Annotated in this window: 14 protein-coding genes and 2 pseudogenes; 7 read left to right on the top strand and 9 right to left on the bottom strand. The window is 63.2% G+C overall.

The window, feature by feature from the left end; genetic code table 11:
- Positions 1-27: 27 nt before the first annotated feature.
- The 5 genes and pseudogenes from MESS4_RS32330 to MESS4_RS32325 form a co-directional block, all read right to left on the bottom strand.
- The gene (locus MESS4_RS32330) at positions 28-399 is read right to left on the bottom strand and encodes an endonuclease domain-containing protein (RefSeq protein ID WP_006332976.1); all 372 of its coding nucleotides are present in this window, start codon (positions 397-399) and stop codon (positions 28-30) included.
- A 345-nt stretch (positions 400-744) separates the two neighbouring features.
- Positions 745-2,943: an esterase-like activity of phytase family protein gene (locus MESS4_RS16605; RefSeq protein ID WP_006332974.1), complete on the bottom strand. Its 2,199-nt coding sequence runs from the start codon at positions 2,941-2,943 to the stop codon at positions 745-747.
- Positions 2,944-3,115: 172 nt separating this feature from the next.
- Positions 3,116-4,198, bottom strand: coding sequence for a GH25 family lysozyme (locus MESS4_RS16600; protein WP_006332973.1), 1,083 nt, complete (start codon positions 4,196-4,198; stop codon positions 3,116-3,118).
- Between the two features lie 505 nt (positions 4,199-4,703).
- Complete coding sequence (locus MESS4_RS16595) at positions 4,704-4,901, bottom strand: hypothetical protein (RefSeq protein WP_006332971.1); 198 nt, start codon at positions 4,899-4,901, stop codon at positions 4,704-4,706.
- A 123-nt stretch (positions 4,902-5,024) separates the two neighbouring features.
- Positions 5,025-5,419 (bottom strand): annotated as a pseudogene (locus tag MESS4_RS32325) (GFA family protein).
- A gap of 184 nt (positions 5,420-5,603) precedes the next feature.
- On the opposite strand from MESS4_RS32325, the gene MESS4_RS16585 reads away from it, so the two are divergent.
- Complete coding sequence (locus tag MESS4_RS16585) at positions 5,604-6,632, top strand: 2OG-Fe(II) oxygenase family protein (protein WP_006332969.1); 1,029 nt, start codon at positions 5,604-5,606, stop codon at positions 6,630-6,632.
- Between the two features lie 75 nt (positions 6,633-6,707).
- On the opposite strand, the gene MESS4_RS16580 is transcribed toward MESS4_RS16585, so the two are convergent.
- On the bottom strand, positions 6,708-6,956 hold the full coding sequence (locus MESS4_RS16580; RefSeq protein ID WP_006332962.1) for a ParB N-terminal domain-containing protein: 249 nt from the start codon (positions 6,954-6,956) through the stop codon (positions 6,708-6,710).
- A 172-nt stretch (positions 6,957-7,128) separates the two neighbouring features.
- Here MESS4_RS16580 and MESS4_RS16575 point away from each other — a divergent pair, with 172 nt between their 5' ends.
- From MESS4_RS16575 to MESS4_RS16560, 4 genes and pseudogenes are all read left to right on the top strand, one after another.
- Complete coding sequence (locus tag MESS4_RS16575; RefSeq protein ID WP_006332955.1) at positions 7,129-8,769, top strand: N,N-dimethylformamidase beta subunit family domain-containing protein; 1,641 nt, start codon at positions 7,129-7,131, stop codon at positions 8,767-8,769.
- Between the two features lies 1 nt (position 8,770).
- Positions 8,771-10,150 carry an aspartate aminotransferase family protein gene (locus MESS4_RS16570; protein WP_006332953.1) on the top strand — a complete coding sequence of 460 codons (1,380 nt, stop codon included), beginning with the start codon at positions 8,771-8,773 and terminating at the stop codon, positions 10,148-10,150.
- A 234-nt stretch (positions 10,151-10,384) separates the two neighbouring features.
- Entirely contained in the window at positions 10,385-10,900 is a 516-nt protein-coding gene (locus MESS4_RS16565; protein ID WP_006332951.1) for a GNAT family N-acetyltransferase, read from the top strand.
- A pseudogene (locus tag MESS4_RS16560) lies at positions 10,897-11,487 on the top strand (hypothetical protein). The gene MESS4_RS16565 and the pseudogene MESS4_RS16560 overlap by 4 nt, the downstream one beginning before the upstream one ends.
- Before the next feature lie 3 nt (positions 11,488-11,490).
- Here MESS4_RS16560 and MESS4_RS16555 read toward each other — a convergent pair.
- Positions 11,491-12,765 (bottom strand): cysteine desulfurase-like protein, encoded by a 1,275-nt coding sequence (locus MESS4_RS16555; RefSeq protein ID WP_036241466.1) that lies wholly within the window; start codon positions 12,763-12,765, stop codon positions 11,491-11,493.
- A gap of 54 nt (positions 12,766-12,819) precedes the next feature.
- Positions 12,820-13,887, bottom strand: a complete 1,068-nt coding sequence (locus tag MESS4_RS16550; RefSeq protein ID WP_006332945.1) for an aldo/keto reductase — start codon at positions 13,885-13,887, stop codon at positions 12,820-12,822.
- 350 nt (positions 13,888-14,237) lie between these two features.
- Here MESS4_RS16550 and MESS4_RS32320 point away from each other — a divergent pair, with 350 nt between their 5' ends.
- Positions 14,238-14,402: a hypothetical protein gene (locus tag MESS4_RS32320; RefSeq protein ID WP_006332943.1), complete on the top strand. Its 165-nt coding sequence runs from the start codon at positions 14,238-14,240 to the stop codon at positions 14,400-14,402.
- 49 nt (positions 14,403-14,451) lie between these two features.
- Here MESS4_RS32320 and MESS4_RS16545 read toward each other — a convergent pair whose 3' ends face one another.
- Positions 14,452-14,958, bottom strand: coding sequence for a DUF1993 family protein (locus MESS4_RS16545; RefSeq protein WP_006332941.1), 507 nt, complete (start codon positions 14,956-14,958; stop codon positions 14,452-14,454).
- Between the two features lie 126 nt (positions 14,959-15,084).
- On the opposite strand from MESS4_RS16545, the gene MESS4_RS16540 reads away from it, so the two are divergent.
- Positions 15,085-16,134: a DUF1176 domain-containing protein gene (locus MESS4_RS16540; protein WP_006332939.1), complete on the top strand. Its 1,050-nt coding sequence runs from the start codon at positions 15,085-15,087 to the stop codon at positions 16,132-16,134.
- The last annotated feature ends 14 nt before the right edge of the window (positions 16,135-16,148 follow it).

The raw sequence follows: 16,148 nt of genomic DNA, 5'->3' as shown, positions 1-16,148 counted from the left end.
CCCACAGGGGGAGAAGGCAAGACCGCGCTACCGCCAAGGCTGCAAGCTCCCATCTCGTACATAAGCGATGATCGTATCGCAGACGGCGTTCAAATCCCGAAGCACGTCGTCATTCCAGAAGCGCAGTACGCGAAAGCCCCTCGCCTTCAATTCGGCGTCTCGCTCTCGGTCATAGTCAGAATCCGCATGCTGGCTGCCGTCAATCTCGACGATCAGCCTGGCCTCGGCACAAATGAAATCGGCGATGAATTTACCGACCGGAACCTGACGCCGGAACTTGATGCGATCGAGCCGGCGTCCGCGTAGTTCATGCCATAAGCGATCTTCCGCTTCCGTTGGTTCACGCCGAAGCGATCGGGCAAAACGACGTTTGGCGGGAGCGACGGGCTGATGCGGCATGGGGCGAGATTAACCAAACCAAGCCCTCCGTCCAGCACACCTCATCCGTCTCGGCGCTGCGCGCCGATCCACCTTCTCCCACAGGGGGAGAAGGGGAAATCGCGTCGGCCTTGCTGCTAATCGCCAACATTGCAGATTGGCAGAGGCGCAGGTGCCAAGCTCTCCCTTCTCCCCTTGTGGGAGAAGGTGGCCGAGCAAAGCTCGGTCGGATGAGGGGTGCTCCAGCTTGGCACCAGCCGAGCTCCGCCCAGCACCCCTCAACCGTCTCCGCGCTGCCGACGCACCAATCCGCTTCCGACGCACCAATCCGCTTCGCAGATCGACCTTCCCTCAAGGGAAACAGCCTCAGTTCACGGCGCTGATGTTGCCCAAGCGGAGAAACAGCGTTTCGCCTGAGGAATCGTCGACGCCGTCATTGTCGGTGGCGACGAAGATGTCGCCGTTCTTGTCGAGGGTGAAACCTTCGACCTTGTCGACGACATAGCCGTTGGTGGCTGATTTCAGGTCGCCGATGATGTCGCGCACCAGCGTCTTTTCGACAACCGGCAGGTCGCTACCGAGCTTGGCCGGCTTGAAGGCGTCGAGCGGCACCGAATAGATGCGCTTCACCTTGGCCTGGTCGCCGATCAGATTGTCGCGTTCGAGGATGTAGAGCTTGCCGTCATGCGCGGTGATCTCCGACAGGCCGACCCAGCCAGATTCGGTCGCTTCGAGCGGATAGCGCGCCGCCGACCATTCCTTGGCCTTGGGCTTGTAGGCCAAGAGCTTGACCTGACCCTTCGGATCGTCGGCCCATTCGCGCTGCACGGCCATCACCAGCGTCAGGTCGTCGCCCTCGCCGATGGTGGTGATGCCTTCGAGACCGAAGCGGGTCTGATGCGCGAGCAGTTCCATCGGGAAGCCGATTTCCTGCTTGATCTCGCCCTTGTCGTTGACGCGCAGGATGGCTTGCGGGACGAGCTTTGCCGGATCGCCTTCATTGGCCAGCCAGAAGCCGCCTTCACCGTCGGCGACAATACCTTCGATGTCGAGCTTCTGCGCGGGCTGGCCGTCACGCTTGACGATGGTCTTGCCGGTGATCAGCGCCGGGGTCTGCGTGGCATCGATCTCGAAGATCGAGGGCGCGTTGGCGTAGAATGAGTCCGAAGCCGCGAAGAGCTTGCCGGCTGTGTCGCCGGCCGTGAGCGCCGAAAGCGCACCCCAGCCGAGCGGCGTGCCTTCCGCCGTGAGCTTTGCCGTGATCATCGGGTATGTGGCGGGACCCTCGGAACGCTCGTAGACCATGACGTGCGAGCGGGCGAGCCCGTCCTCGACCAGATCGGTCTCGTTGGCGGTGATCAGGAGATTGCGCGACGGGATCGCGACCAGGCCTTCCGGGCCGATGCCGGATGGCAGGATCTGGACAAACTGAGGCTCCGCGCCCGTGTCCTTGTAGACGCCGACGGCGGAGCCACGCTCCGAAGCGACGAAAATCAGCTTGTCTTGCCCGAAGATGCCGGTCTCGATACCTTCAGCCTCGATGCCCTTCTTGTTGCGGGCTTCGGGATAGTGGCCGGCATTGGCGACCTGATACTCGAAGGACGGGCCGGATTCGTAGAGAACCTCGCCTTTCTTGCTGAAGATCGTGAAGCCGCGCGAGCCGCCCTTGTAGTCGCCTTCGTTGGCGACGACGAGACGGTCATTGTCGAGCCATTTCACGGAATCAGGTTCGCGCGCGACGTTTTCCATTTTGCCATCGAAGGAGAAGGCGCCGTTCTTCTTGGTGTCGATCTTGTCCAGCGTGACGGAGCCGGCGGAGAAGTGCGTGACGATCGCGCCGGTTTCGGCGTTGACGATGGCGATGTGATTGTTTTCCTGCAGCGTGACCGCGATCTCGCCGGCCTCGTTGAAGGCGACGAATTCCGGCTCCGGATCTTCCGCCGCGACTTCGGCGATGCCCGCCAGGTTCACGGTCTTCATCGTCGCGCAATCGGGCTGGCCTTTTGCAAGCGTGAAAATCTTGAGATCGCCCGCCGGCATCTGCGGCATTTCTCCGTCGTTCACCTCCTCGTCGCGCTCGTTCTCTATGGCGATGGCCAGGAACTTGCCGTCCTTGCTCAGCGCCAGCGAGTCCGGCTGGCCGCCGAGGTCGCAGGTGCTTTCGATCGCCTTGGAGGCGAGGTCGATGACGGTGAGCTTGCCCGAAGGCTTGGCCTTGCTCTCCGACGTGTTGACACCGGCCAGCACCTTGCCGCCGATGACCACGACCGAGGTCGGCTCGCCGTCGATCTTGACGATGCCGCCGGCCTTGGGCGCCTTGGGATCGGCGATGTCGATGAAGCCGATCGCACCGAGCGGGCTGTCGGAATAGACCAGCGTCATGCCGTCTTCGCTGGCCGCGATGATCTCGGACGAAGTCGGCGTGGTCTTCTCGATGTCCGCCGGCAGGTTTCCGGCGACCGCGAAGCTCGCGACCCGGTTGAACATCATGTCGGCATGGGCCGGCAGCGAAACGGAGGCAGCAAGCGCTGCCGTCAGGGCGAAAAGCGCGGAATGGCGGGGCACGGGTGGCGTCTCCTGTTCGAGTGGAAGCCACCTGCTTTGGAGGAACGACATTTCAGAGCGATGACAGATCCATGACAATCCCGCGACAGGGGGGGCGGGTCCGTCGATGTTCACGTCATGCCGGCCTGCAAATGGCGGCTTTTGCAGCCGCGACCAGCGCCGCCGCGAGCGCTCACTCCGCGTCGGCCACCATCTGCCGTCCGCCAACCCAGTTGCGCCAGGCGCGCTCGTCACCGCGGAACACGTTGAGGTCGATGCGCCCTCTCACACCCTGCGACAGGCCGGAGCCGGAATATTGCCAGAACAGCCATTTGCGGCCGGGATAGACTTTTGACGGGTGCTGCGCCACGGCGCGCAGCCAGAACGGGTAGTCCAGAAAGGCGCCGCGCAGATTGTCGCGGTAGAAGTCGGGACTGGTGTAGATGATGGGGCGCTGGCCGTAATGGCGCTCGAGCTTGTCCATGAAGACCTGCATCTTTTCCAGCACCGTTGCGCGCGACGGCCGCCGCTTGCAGGAGGAGTCGCCGTTCCACTCGACGTCGATCACCGGCGGCAAGGCACCCTCGACCCTCGGGACGTTGCGGATGAACCAGTCGGCCTGCTCGCCGGCGGTGCGGCACCAATAGAAGAAATGATAGGCGCCGCGCTTCAGGCCGGCGGCGTCGGCGTTGCGCCAGTTGGTCCTGAACATCGGATCGAGATGGTCGCCGCCATCGGTCGCCTTGATGTAGGCGAAGTTCGCGCCCTGGGCGCGGAGCTTGTCCCAGTTCACATTGCCCTGCCAGCGCGAAACGTCGACGCCGTGCACGGCAAGGCGCCTGGGCGATACCTTGCCGAAATTGATCGGCTTGGCATCGCGAAAGCCGTAGCGCGTGACCGGCTCGGCAAGCATCGCCGGCGCCGCGCGCGAAAGCCGCTTCGGCGGCGACATCAGGGCAGCCGGCTCTACCGGAGGTTCGGCACTGTCGGGCAATTCAGGCGTCGCAAACGCCACGGTTTCCTCCTCCGCCAGGCCAAAGGGCCGATCGCTCTCGGCAAGGGCTTCGGATTTCATGGGGGCTTCGGATTTCATGGGCGCGAGGCCGGCGGTCGGCGCCACAGCAGCCGGCACGGAGGCGACCGGCGCGCTCGGCCGCACCACTGAGCTCGTCGTCTCGTTCGACGGCATTTGCAGGGCATCGACGCCCGCCGTCGACGAACAGCCGGCGAGCCAAAGCGATGCGAGCGAGAAAATGACGACGCCTGGTAACCGCATCTGGACCTGTACGCAAAACACAACAGACCGAAGGCAAGCACACGCCGCCGGACAAACCAGTCCAGAGTACTAACGAGAAATTACCAACAAAGATTGAATCAAATTGTTAGGTCTCTTTATTGAAACGCCGGAGGGACAGCGCCCCCCTCTGTCCTGCCGGACAGCCCTGCCACTTGGGGAGATCGGCAGCTTCGCGCACGGCGCCCACGCAGCAACCTTGGAGATTGGCGAAAGCCGAGGTGACGGCCAATCTCCCTCCTTGTGGGGGAGATGTCCGGCAGGACAGAGGGGGGCGCGAAGGATCGCCGGCGCTCGGTCTGCTTCGCCGCGTTCTTCCTCCCTATCAATTTACGAAATTGCTGTCTCGGTGACGGCGCCGTGCGTCGCCGATATCGAGTCGCCGTGCCCGAATGCGATGGCTTGGCCTATCGCAACTATGCGCGCCTCGGCTTCAAACTTGCCTATCTCCGCAACCACGGCGAATTCCGGCTGACCGGCGCCCGCTCTACCGGCACAGCCAGAGCTTCTGGCAGGTCTTGGCCACCACATGCGCCGGCGGCACAAGCGGTTCCTCGGCGGCAGGACGACGAGCCCGTTCGAGCAGCGTGCGCACCTGTTCGGGTCGCACGCGGTCACGCTGCATCACGAGTTGGACCATCGGATCGCTCAAGAGCTCGTCCAGCGTGTTGATTCTGTCTTCCATCGATCGCCTCCTCGACTGCCGGCCCGCAAGCGATAGATAGGCAGGCAATGATGGCCCGCCAATGACGCTTTGCCGGCTATCTCGTGGCTCTGGATTAAATTTTTGTGCAGTGAAGGGAGAAGATCAAGCGGGTGGCGGCGCGCCTTCATATTGCGGCAGGCCGTCATCGAGCCGCACCGAGGGCTGGAAGCGGTCCACATATGCATCTCAGGCCTGAACAGGGAAGGGTCATCGAGCGAGCCTGTCGTGATGCCGATGATGCCGGCGGAATCGCGCCGGGAAAACATCGTCGTGCCGCAGGTCGCGCAGAAGCCGCGCTTGAGATCGGGCGAGGAATTCACCGTCGCCACCGGCCCGTCGACCGTCACGTCGACGATGCGGAACAGCACGCGTGCGTTGAACGCCGCGCCGATCGCCTTCTGGCAGAGCCCGCAGTGGCAGACGCGCTCGTTGATCGGCACGACTTCTGCGCGGTAGCGCACCGCGCCGCACAGGCACCCACCCTGATATCTTGCCATCGCCCTGATCCATTGCCTGGAAACTGGCGGCAAGGTAGCGGCGGGAATGGCCCGGTCAATTGAAAAGCCCTGATGGCTCCATCGATCGCGGTGATGCGACCGCGTTCCGCTTGGCCCAACAACACGGGATTGACAGGACGCCGGCCATTGCGCCTGCTCACATCGGCAGATTGGGAGAGAGGCCATGGACATCGAAACCATCGGGATTGCGGATCTGTTCGGACCGCCCTCGCCCGCCCGCGACCGCACCGACGCCAATATTCTGGCCGCCGCTTCGGGCATCGGCTTCATGGCGATCAAGGATTTTCCCGGCGATGCATGGCTGACGCCCGAAAGGCGGGCGGAGCTGCTGCGCATCTTCAGCCTGCCCGATGCCGAGAAGCAGAAATTGCTGCGCTGGAATTTCGACTGCACGAAAAAGAATGTCTATCGCGGCTGGTTCCCCCTGCAGCCCATCGCCGTGTCCTACAAGGAAGGCATCGACATGGGGCCGGACCTTGCGCATGGGCAGGCTGCCGGCGATTCTCAATCGGACGATCCCTTGCGCGAGCCTACGCCACTGCCCGCCGAGGAAACATTGCCCGGCTGGCGCGAGGCCGCCGCGAGCTATTACCGGGCGATGGAGGCGGTTGGCAATGCGCTGATGCGCTCGATCGCGCGCGGGCTCGGCCTGCCGGAAACGATCTTCGACGCGGATTTCCAAGGCGGCATCTCGACGTTGCGCCTGATCCGCTATCCCTTGCGCGACGCCAGTGCCGGCATCGATATCAGCGGGCCGGAGTTTTCGGTGATCCACAAGGGCGAGACGCGCAGCATCATCGGGCGCGAGCATGCCGATTCCGGTTTCGTCACGCTGCTGGCGCAGGACGGCGTCGAGGGACTGCAGGCGAAAAACCTGTCGGGCGAATGGATCGACGTTCCGCCGGCCAACGGCACTCTGGCGGTCAATTTCGGGCAGTTGCTGGAGCGCTGGACGGGCGACCGCGTCAGGGCGACACGGCACCGAGTGATTGCCCCGAAAACGGCGCGCTTCTCGATCCCGTTCTTCTATGAGCCGCGCGTCGACGCCGAGATCGCGCCGCTGCCGCTCGCAGGCGCACAACCCTTCGAACCGTTCCTCTACGGCGACTATCTCTGGGACTCGGCGACGAATTTCGTCGAGATGAGCGGCATCAAGCATCTCAGGCAGCCGCGCCGCGCCAAGGCGTCATAGGCTGCCGGCCGCCCCATCTGGAGACGGCCGGCGGGCAGTTTCAGACGAGGCGATTGCGGCGGCCGAGGGATCGCCTTAGTGGCGCTTGGCTTGGACGAGATACGCGTCGATCTCGGTCTCGCCGAGCCACTTGGCCGCTTCCAGCCGATGCAAGCCTTCGACCAGGATATGGCGCTTGCCGTCATGGCGGACCTGGATCGGCGTCTTCATGCCGTTTTCCAGAATGTCCTCGGCCAGATGCCGAACGGTCTCGGGATGCAGCGTCTTCTTGCGCGCGGTCGGCACATAGATGTCGTCCACCCTAACCTTCTGCACTCTCAGCATGTCAGCTCCCGTGGCGGAAAACACCGCCCATTGTGGAGATAGTCTGTTTGGCCAAGGGGGCCAAGGGCGCTGCGGTCGAATGCTGGGCGGACGAATGCTGGCCCGACCGTTTCCGATTGACGCCTGGCCGGCAGATGGCCGAAATGGCGGCCTTCGACGTTTTCCGGTGTTCATGACCCATCCGCCGACCGAATTTCCCGATTTCGGACTGACGCCCGACCAGCGCCGGCAAGCGGTGCGCAGCCACTATTACGAAAGGCCCGGGATGGATGGCGAGCGCGGCGAGATCTGGTGCTACAGCGACCGCTTTTCGTACCGCCCGGGCGAGACGGTGACGCTGCATGTCAGCTCGACCGCCTCACGCTTCAACATGGCGATCGTGCGGGATGGCGGCGCAGGGACGAAAATGTTCGAGAAGGAAGGCATCGCGGCCCGCTGGCAGGACACGCCGGACCAGTGCTCGGTCGAAGGGTGCGGCTGGGAAGCATCATTCGAATTCCGCATCGGCGACGGCTGGCCGTCCGGCGCCTATCGCGTCACGCTTGAAGCGGACGGCCGCGACGGCCAGCCGATCCGCTGCCATCACCTTTTCATCGTCGCTCCGCAGCCCGGCCAGAAATCCGGCCGCGTGCTGCAGGTCGCGGCGACAGGCACATGGCTTGCCTACAACACCTGGGGCGGCTCCAACCATTATGAAGGCATCACCGGCCCGAACCGCGACCAGTATGCGCGCATGGTATCGACGCAGCGGCCATGGTGCCGCGGCTTCGTCGTGCTGCCCAAGGGCGCGCCGCGTGTGCCGCTCGAAGTCGCGGTGCCGCCAAAGACCGTGCCACGTTATCCCCACATGGAGTGGGCTTTCGCCACCGGCCATTCGAAGAAATATGCCTCCTCCGGCTGGGCGAGCTATGACAGCCATTTCTTCCGCTTCGCCGAGCGCTCGGGCTATGCCGTCGATCTCGCCAGCCAGCACGAATTGCATTTCACTCCCGAAATCCTCGAGGGCTATGACTGCGTCGTCTTCGTCGGTCATGACGAATATTGGACCTGGGAAATGCGCGACGCGGTCGACACCTATGTCGAGCGCGGCGGCCATGCGGCGCGCTTCGCCGGCAATTTCATGTGGCAGACCAGGCTGGAGGACGAGGGCCGCCGGCAGGTCTGCTACAAATATCGCGCCCGCGCCGAAGACCCGGCCTATCGCGGCGGCGACGTCACCCGCGCTACCAATTCCTGGGAAGCGCCAGAGATCGGCCGGCCGGGCTCAGCCACCTTCGGGCTCAATGCGACCAGGGGCGTCTATGCCGGCTGGGGCGGCTGCGCGCCGCGCGGCGTGCGCGGCTTCCCGGTCTACCGGCCGGAGCACTGGGCCTTCGCCGGAACCGGCATCTATTATGGTGACCTGCTCGGCGCCGACAGCCATGTCTATGGCTACGAGGTCGACGGGCTCGATTTCGAAATCCGCGGCGGCCTGCCCTATCCGACAGCCACAAGCGGCGCGCCTGACGGGCTGCAAGTGCTTGCCGTCGGCATGGCGAGCCAGGTCGAGGAAAGCGCCGATATCCCGCTCAAGGACCAGTTCCTCGGCGACGAGGACGGCCACTTCACGGCAGAGACGCTGTTCGGTGAAGCGAGCGACGCCAATCTCGACAAGGTCAAGCGCGGTAATGGCATGATCGTCAATTTCCCGCGCGGCAAGGGCGAGGTTTTCCACGCCGGAAGCTGCGAATGGGTCGCCGGCCTGCTAAGGCAGGATGCGATGGTCGAACGCGTGACGAAAAATGTTCTCGACCGCTATCTCGGAAAGACCTGACATGCCGAAATCCCAGACCTCAGCTCCAGATATCGCGGCCCGGTCGCCATCGCACCTGTTCTATTTGTCCAGCCTGCGCCGGCCGCTGATCGACCGCGCCGAGGGCATCTACATCTGGACGCAGGATGGCCGCCGCTTCATCGACGGGTCGAGCGGACCGATGGTCGCCAATATCGGTCATTCCAACCGCAATGTGCTCGACGCCATGAAGCGGCAGATGGACCGCGCCACCTTTGCCTACCGCCTGCATTTCGAGAACGAGCCGGCCGAGGAGTTGGCGCGGCAATTGGCGGCCAAACTCCCGGAAGGCATGGACCGGATCTTCTTCGTCTCGGGCGGCTCGGAAGCGACGGAATCCTGCATCAAGCTGGCGCGTCAATGGGCTGTTACCACCGGCCAACCTAAGCGCTGGAAAGTGATCACGCGCTTTCCGTCCTATCATGGCGGAACGCTCGGTTCGCTCGCCATCACCGGCGACGATGCCTTGGCCGAAACTTTCACGCCGATGATGCGGGTGATGCCGACCGTGCCTGCGCCCACCGCGTGGCGCGACCGCGACAATCTTTCGATGGAACAGCGCGGCATCCGTTATGCCGAGATGCTGGAGGAAAAGATCCTCGCCGAGGGGCCGGAAAGCGTGCTCGCTTTCATCATGGAACCGGTCGGCGGTGCCGCGACCGCCGCCCTGGTGGCGCCCGACAGCTACTATCCGCGAATCCGCGAGATCTGCGACCGCCATGGCATCCTGCTCATCCACGACGAAGTGATGAGCGGCGCCGGCCGCACCGGCAAATTCCTCGGCGGCGACCACTGGAACTGCAAGCCCGATATCGTCGCGTTGTCGAAGGGGCTAGGTTCGGGCTATGCGCCGCTCGGCGCGCTGGCCGCGCCCATGCGGCTGGTCGAGCCGCTGCTTGCCTCTGGCGGCTTCCAGCACGGCCATACCTATGCCGGCAATCCGCTGGCCTGTGCCGCCGGCCTTGCCGTGCTCGGCGAGATGGACCGGCTCGACCTGATTGCCAATGCGGCCGACATGGGCGACCTGCTGATGGGCGAACTGAAAGCGCTGGCCAAGCGCTTCCCCTTCATCGCCGACGTGCGCGGCAAGGGTCTGCTTTTGGGCGCCGAGATGGTCGCCGATCCCGATACGCTGCGGCCGATCGCACCGGCGAAGAAGGCCACCCAGCGGCTGCTCGACCTCGCCTATGAGCGAGGGCTGATCATCTATGGCAGGCGGGTCAAGGGCGGCGTCGACGGCGACAATTTCATAGTCGCCCCGCCGATGATCGTCACCGCCGAGCAGATCGGCGAGATCGTCGCCATCCTCGGCGACTCGCTGCAGGCGCTGGCCGCCGAACTCGATCTGCCGGTCGAGGGTTGAGGCTGACAAGGTGATCGGGTGGCGTTCTGAGATGCCTGAGATGTTTGCGATCCTTCCCACCCCCCTCTGTCCTGCCGGACATCTCCCCCGCAAGGGGGGAGATCGGATGTCGCGCCGGCTTTCGCCAATCGTCTGCGTTGCAGAATGGGCGGTGAAATTGAAGCTGCCGATCTCCCCCCTTGCGGGGGAGATGTCCGGCAGGACAGAGGGGGGTGCCTTGGCGCTGCGCTTCCAGTGACGGCTCCCTCGCCCAAGGTTCTCATCCGCCCCGGCACCGTCGAGGACGTCGAGACGATCCATGCCGCCATCCTGCGGCTCGGCGCCCATATCGGCGCGCCCGAGGAAATCACTTCGACAGCCGAGGATTTGCGCATCTACGGCTTTGGCGAAAAGCCCGCCTTCTCCACGCTGATCGCGGAAGTCGGCGGCGAATTCGCCGGCCTCTGCCTGCATTTCCCGATCTTCTCGACCTGGATGGGGCGGCCCGGCGTCTATGTGCAGGACCTCTATGTCGAGGACCGGTTCCGCGGCCGCAGGATCGGCGAACGCCTGTTGCGCCAGGTCGCGCGAGAATGCCGGAAAGACGGCGGCGTCTATCTCAGGCTGTCCGTCGACACCGACAATGAAACCGCCAAGGCTTTTTATGAACGGCTTGGCATCGCCTGCTCGAGCTACGAGCAGGTGCAGAAGATCGTCGGAGACGCCTTCGTCGCCTTCGCCAATGCATCGGACGATGGAGAGCGAGAATGAAAACCTTCTATGCCGCGGAACAAAAACGCCATGATCCGAAGGCCTTTCTCTCCAGCGGCGCGAAGCAGCCCAATCCGGAAAAACCGGAACGTGTCGAGCGATTGTTGGCTGGAGCCAAGGCCGCCGGCTGCACGATCGAGCGACCAAGAGATCATGGGCTGGGCCCGGTTGCTGCGGTGCCTACGCCCGAGTATCTGTTTTTCCTCGAGCATATCTTCGCGCGCTGGCAGCGCATCGAGGGCGCCTCGGCCGAAGTCATCCCTAACATCCATCCGATTGCGCGCGGCGGTTCCTCAACCTACCGTTGGTGCGCAAATCCGGCGAAGCGGCGTTTCTCGAAGCGCTTGATATGGCGTTCCCGCGCTTTTGCGCCGGAAGCGCTGGTCGTGGCGCTCGGGCTCGGCGCCTTCGAAGGCGATCCGTTCGGCGGGCTGTCGGTGACGACGCCAGGCTTTTCGCGGATCGGCGAGGCCATTGCTCGGCTCGGCCTGCCAACTGTCATCGTCCAGGAGCGCGACTATCTCTGCGAGGAACTTGGCGACAATCTCACCGCGTTCCTGACCGGGTTCGGCGGCAAGAAGCGGTAGTTTTCATATCGCACAGGCTCGCTGTTGCCTGAGCATGGCGATAACCCGGTACACACTCTCCAGCGTCTCGTCGATCTCGGCTGGCGTGTTGTAGTGAGCGATGCCGATGCGCACGACACCCTGTTCGGCGGGAATGCCGAGCTGGTGGACGATCTCCCAGGCATAGTTGTGGCCGGACCACAGAAAGATGTTTTCGGCGTTCATCTGCCGCGCGATCGTCTCCGGGTCCATGCCGTCGACAGTGAAGGAAACCGTCGGCACGCGTTCGCTGAGGCGCGCCGGATCGGTGATGCCGTGGATGGTCAGGCCTGAAATGTCGGACAGACCGTCGATCAGCCTTTGCGCCAGCGGATTCTCGTAGGCAATGGCCAGTTCGAATGCCTTCGCAATCTTTTGCCGTCGCGACCCGCCCTCACCCGCAGCCGCGCCCAGTTCCGCAAAATAGTCGACTGCGGCCGTGAGACCAGTCATCAGTTCGACCTGCGGCGTGCCGAGTTCGAACCGTTCCGGCAGGCCGTTGGACGAGCAACGGCATTTGTACGGCTGCAGCGCATCGATGACCGCGCGGCGCCCCCATAGAATGCCCATATGCGGGCCGAAGAATTTGTAGGCCGAACAGATCAGGAAATCGCAGCCGAGATCCTGCACGTCGATCAGCCCATGCGGCGCGAACTGCACGGCATCGACATAGACCAGGGCGCCGGCTTGCTTTGCGATGCGCGTCAAAGCCTTCACGCGATTGACCGAACCGGTGAGGTTGCTGGCGTAGTTAAGCGCGACCAGCCGCGTCTTCTCGGAAATCAGGCCAGCCAGCGTAACTTCCTCGACCTGCCAGCTCTGCTCGTCGAATGGCAGCCAGCGCACGACGAGGCCGAGGTCTTCCGCCAGTTGCAGCCAGGGCGAGACATTGCCCTCATGGTCCATGCGGGTGAGGATGATCTCGTCACCCGGTTTCATCGTGCGGCCGAGCGTGCGCGACATGTGGTAGGTCAGCGTCGTCATGTTGGCGCCGATGATGATTTCCTCAGGGCTCGCGGCTCCGAGGAAATCGGCCATTGCCCGATGCGCCTCGTCCACGACAGCCTGCGCCGCCACAGTGGTCTCGAAGAAACCGCCGAGATTGGCGTTGGTGGTCAACAGGCAGCGCGCAACCGCATCGGCGACCGCTTGCGGCACCTGCGTGCCGGCGGGATTGTCGAGATAGATGCGACGGCGACCCTTGTCGGTCAGGGACAGAGCTGGAAATCTTTCCCGCACGGCCTCGATCGGGAAATTCATCACTGCCCCTTTCCCTTTGTTATTGTTTGACAATTCCACCTCAAAGCGCCTCATCTACGGGCACGGGTTGCCGACGCGCTGGTGGATGGCGTCGACCGCCTTCTGCATCTCCTCGGTCCAGGTCACGTCGACCGAAGACAACGCCATTTCGAGCTGCCAGATGGTCGTTGCGCCAACGATGCTCGAGGTGACGAACGGACGGCTGGCGACATAGGCATTGGCGAACAGTGCCGGCTCCATGCCGAAGGAGCGCGCCAACTCGTTGTATTCGAGCAGCACGGCCGCGGCATTCGGCGTCTCGTAGCGCTGGCCGCGGTTGAAGAGCTGCGAGCGCGAGCCCTGCGGCCGCGCCCCATGATCGTATTTGCCGGTCAAATAGCCTTGCGCCAGCGGCGAATACGGAAGCAGCGAGATCTGTTCGCGCTCGCAGACTTCGGCGAGGTTCACCTCGAAGCCGCGGTTGACGAGATTGTAGGCGTTTTGCAGCGAGACGACGCGCGGACCAACGCCTTTGTCAGCCTCGGCGACGAAGCGCATGACGCCCCAGGAACTCTCGTTCGACAGGCCGAAATGGCGGATTTTTCCCACCTTCACCAGCTCGTCGAAGACGGCCAACGTCTCGGCGATCGGCGTCTCGCCGGCCGGCGCGCCAACAGCGTCGGCCCGCCGCGGCACGGCGCCGATACGGTTCGGATTGGCGCCCCAAGGGACATCGCGTTCCGGCCAATGGATCTGGTAAAGGTCGATATAGTCGGTACCGAGCTTGGCCAGCGACTTTTCGACCGCGTCGAGGATATCGGCGCGCACCAGCTTCGACGGGCGGTCGCCGCGAAACCATGAGTTGGCGGTGCGGCCGACCACCTTCGAGGCCAGGATCACTTGATCGCGGTTACCCCTGGCCTTCATCCAGCCCCCGATGATCTTTTCGGTCCGGCCTTGCGTCTCGGCCTTGGGTGGGATCGGATAGAGTTCTGCCGTGTCGATGAAATTGACGCCACGCGAAAAAGCCAGGTCCATCTGGGCGTGGCCGTCAGCCTCGGTGTTCTGCTGGCCCCAGGTCATCGAACCCAGGCAGATCCGGGAAACAAGAAGATCGGTCCGACCGAGGCGGCGTTTGTGCATGGAATTTTTCTCCGGCGGGAAAGCGTTGCGCGGCTGCGCGGGGAGGAACTCGCAGCATACAGGAAGGCACCGCTTGTCTCCAAGCCCGCCTGCCGTTTGGTCTCGTTGTGTTGATACAAAAAGCCGGACTGCATTTCCATGCAGTCCGGAAGTCCGCCAGGAATGGCGAGGAAAAACCGGCCTAAGCCGGCATTAGTCCTACGGCCCGACCGCCCCAGAAGTTTCAGCGGACACGTCGATTGTGGTCAAAAAAATCGATGCGGCATGGCTGCCATGCAAATGCTGCACTGCACAATTGTCATGATTTGCCTATATTAGCGGCCGTGGAGGATCAACAAGGGGCCTGATTCATGGGGTTCTTCACTGAAATGTTCGCCCGTCCGCGTCCGCAGGAGCATCTGCGCTATCGCGCGGCACTTGCCCTGCTTCACTCGATGAGCAATGCCGACCGCGCCGACATCGGCGTCAAGCCGGCTGATTTCCCGCGCATTGCCCGCGAGATGTCCCTGCGCTGAATATGTCTTGGCGCGAGGTTTCCCGGTGATACCGGGAAACCTCAAAGTCTCAGCGTGATCCCAGGAAGATCGCCTTGCTCAGCGGCACGCCATTGTGGCGCAGAATGTCGTAGGCGGTGGTCACGTGGAAGTAGAAGTTGGGCATGGCCAGATGCAGCAGATATTGCATGCCGGCCATCGAGATTTCGCGCTGGCCAAGCTTCAGCTCGATCAACTTGTCGTCAGAGCCATCGAAATCGGCAGCCGAGAAGGTCGCCAAAAGGTCCAGGGTCTTGGCGATGCGTGCCTGGAGATCGGCAAAGCTCGCATCATTGTCCTCGTATTTCGGCACTTCACGGCCGGCAAGCCGTGACGGCGCACCCTTGGCGTGGTCGGTGGCAATCTGCACCTGCCTGGTCAATGCGAACATGTCGGGCGCAAGCCTCGAGGTCAAAAACACCTGCGGATCGATCTTGCGGCCAAGCGCATTCTGTTCGGCCGCCGACAGCACGTCGGACAATGCTTTCAACCTGGCCGTAAACACCGGCACGGATGCCTCGTACATCGATATGGTCACGTGAGTTTCTCCTGTCCGGCCGGAACGCCGGCGGCGGGACGTAGCGCCTTCCCCGGCGATTCTTCAAGCGTCACCTCGCCGCCGCATTCGGTATGATAGAATTTCCCCGTCAGGTGGAGATTCCCGATGAGACGCGCCTTCTTTGCAGCGACCGTTTTTTTCTCCCTTGCCCTAACGGGCCAGACACTGCTCGCCGCCGACGCGCCCTATGTCGATGACCGGTCCACCGCCGAAGCGGTCGTCCGCTCGCTCTACAGCGCCATCAGCCGGCACGAATTCGCACGCGCCTGGGGCTATTTCGGCGACACCAAGCCGGCCAAGGATTTCGACACATTCGTCAAGGGCTATGACGGCACCGACAAGGTCGAGGTCCAGACCGGCGCCGTGTCCGACGAAGGGGCGGCCGGCAGCATATTTTACAATGTTCCCGTCGCCATCCGCGCGACCGACAAGACCGGCAAGGGGACGGTCTTCGCCGGCTGCTACACGCTGCGCCAGGTCAATGCCTCGATCCAGGAACCGCCGTTCACCCCGATCTTCATCGACAAGGGTGCGCTGAAGCCGGCGACGGCCGATTTCGAGGATGCCGTGCCGGAAAGCTGTGGCGACGGCCCGCCGCCGCCAAAGAAGGACGCGGCGCTGGAGGAGGCCAAGAAGGCCTTCGCCGCCACCTATGGCGAGCAGTGCGACAAGGAAACGCCTGATAGCAAGCCAGTGGGCGAGCCGGCGACCCATACTCTCCGTTATAAGGATGCGAATGCTGCCGCCGACGAACCCGAACGCGAGATGCGGCTGTTCCGCTTCTTCTGCTCGATGGCGGCTTACAATGAGAGTGCCGTCTACTACATCTCTGACGACGTGTCGGGCGTGCGGCAGCTACAGTTTGCTTCGCCGGAACTCGATATCCGCTACGAGAACAACAACAGCGAAGGCAAGGTCGAGGCGATCAACATCATCGGCTTCCAGACCGACGACCAGTTGGTCAATTCCGACTATGACGACGCCACCAAGACGATTTCGTCCATGAACAAATGGCGCGGCGTCGGCGACGCCTCATCGGCGGGCACCTATCTGTTTCGCAACGGCAATTTCTCGCTGGTGCAATACGATGTCGACGCGTCCTATGACGGCGAGATCAACCCGCAGACTGTGCTCGACTACAACACCCCGCCTTGAGGCACGTCAATCCT

This window comes from Mesorhizobium sp. STM 4661 (genome assembly GCF_000359125.1).
Taxonomy (GTDB): Bacteria; Pseudomonadota; Alphaproteobacteria; order Rhizobiales; family Rhizobiaceae; genus Mesorhizobium.
Note: the sequence above shows the minus strand (reverse complement) of the source record. Positions and strands in the feature narration are given on the sequence as shown.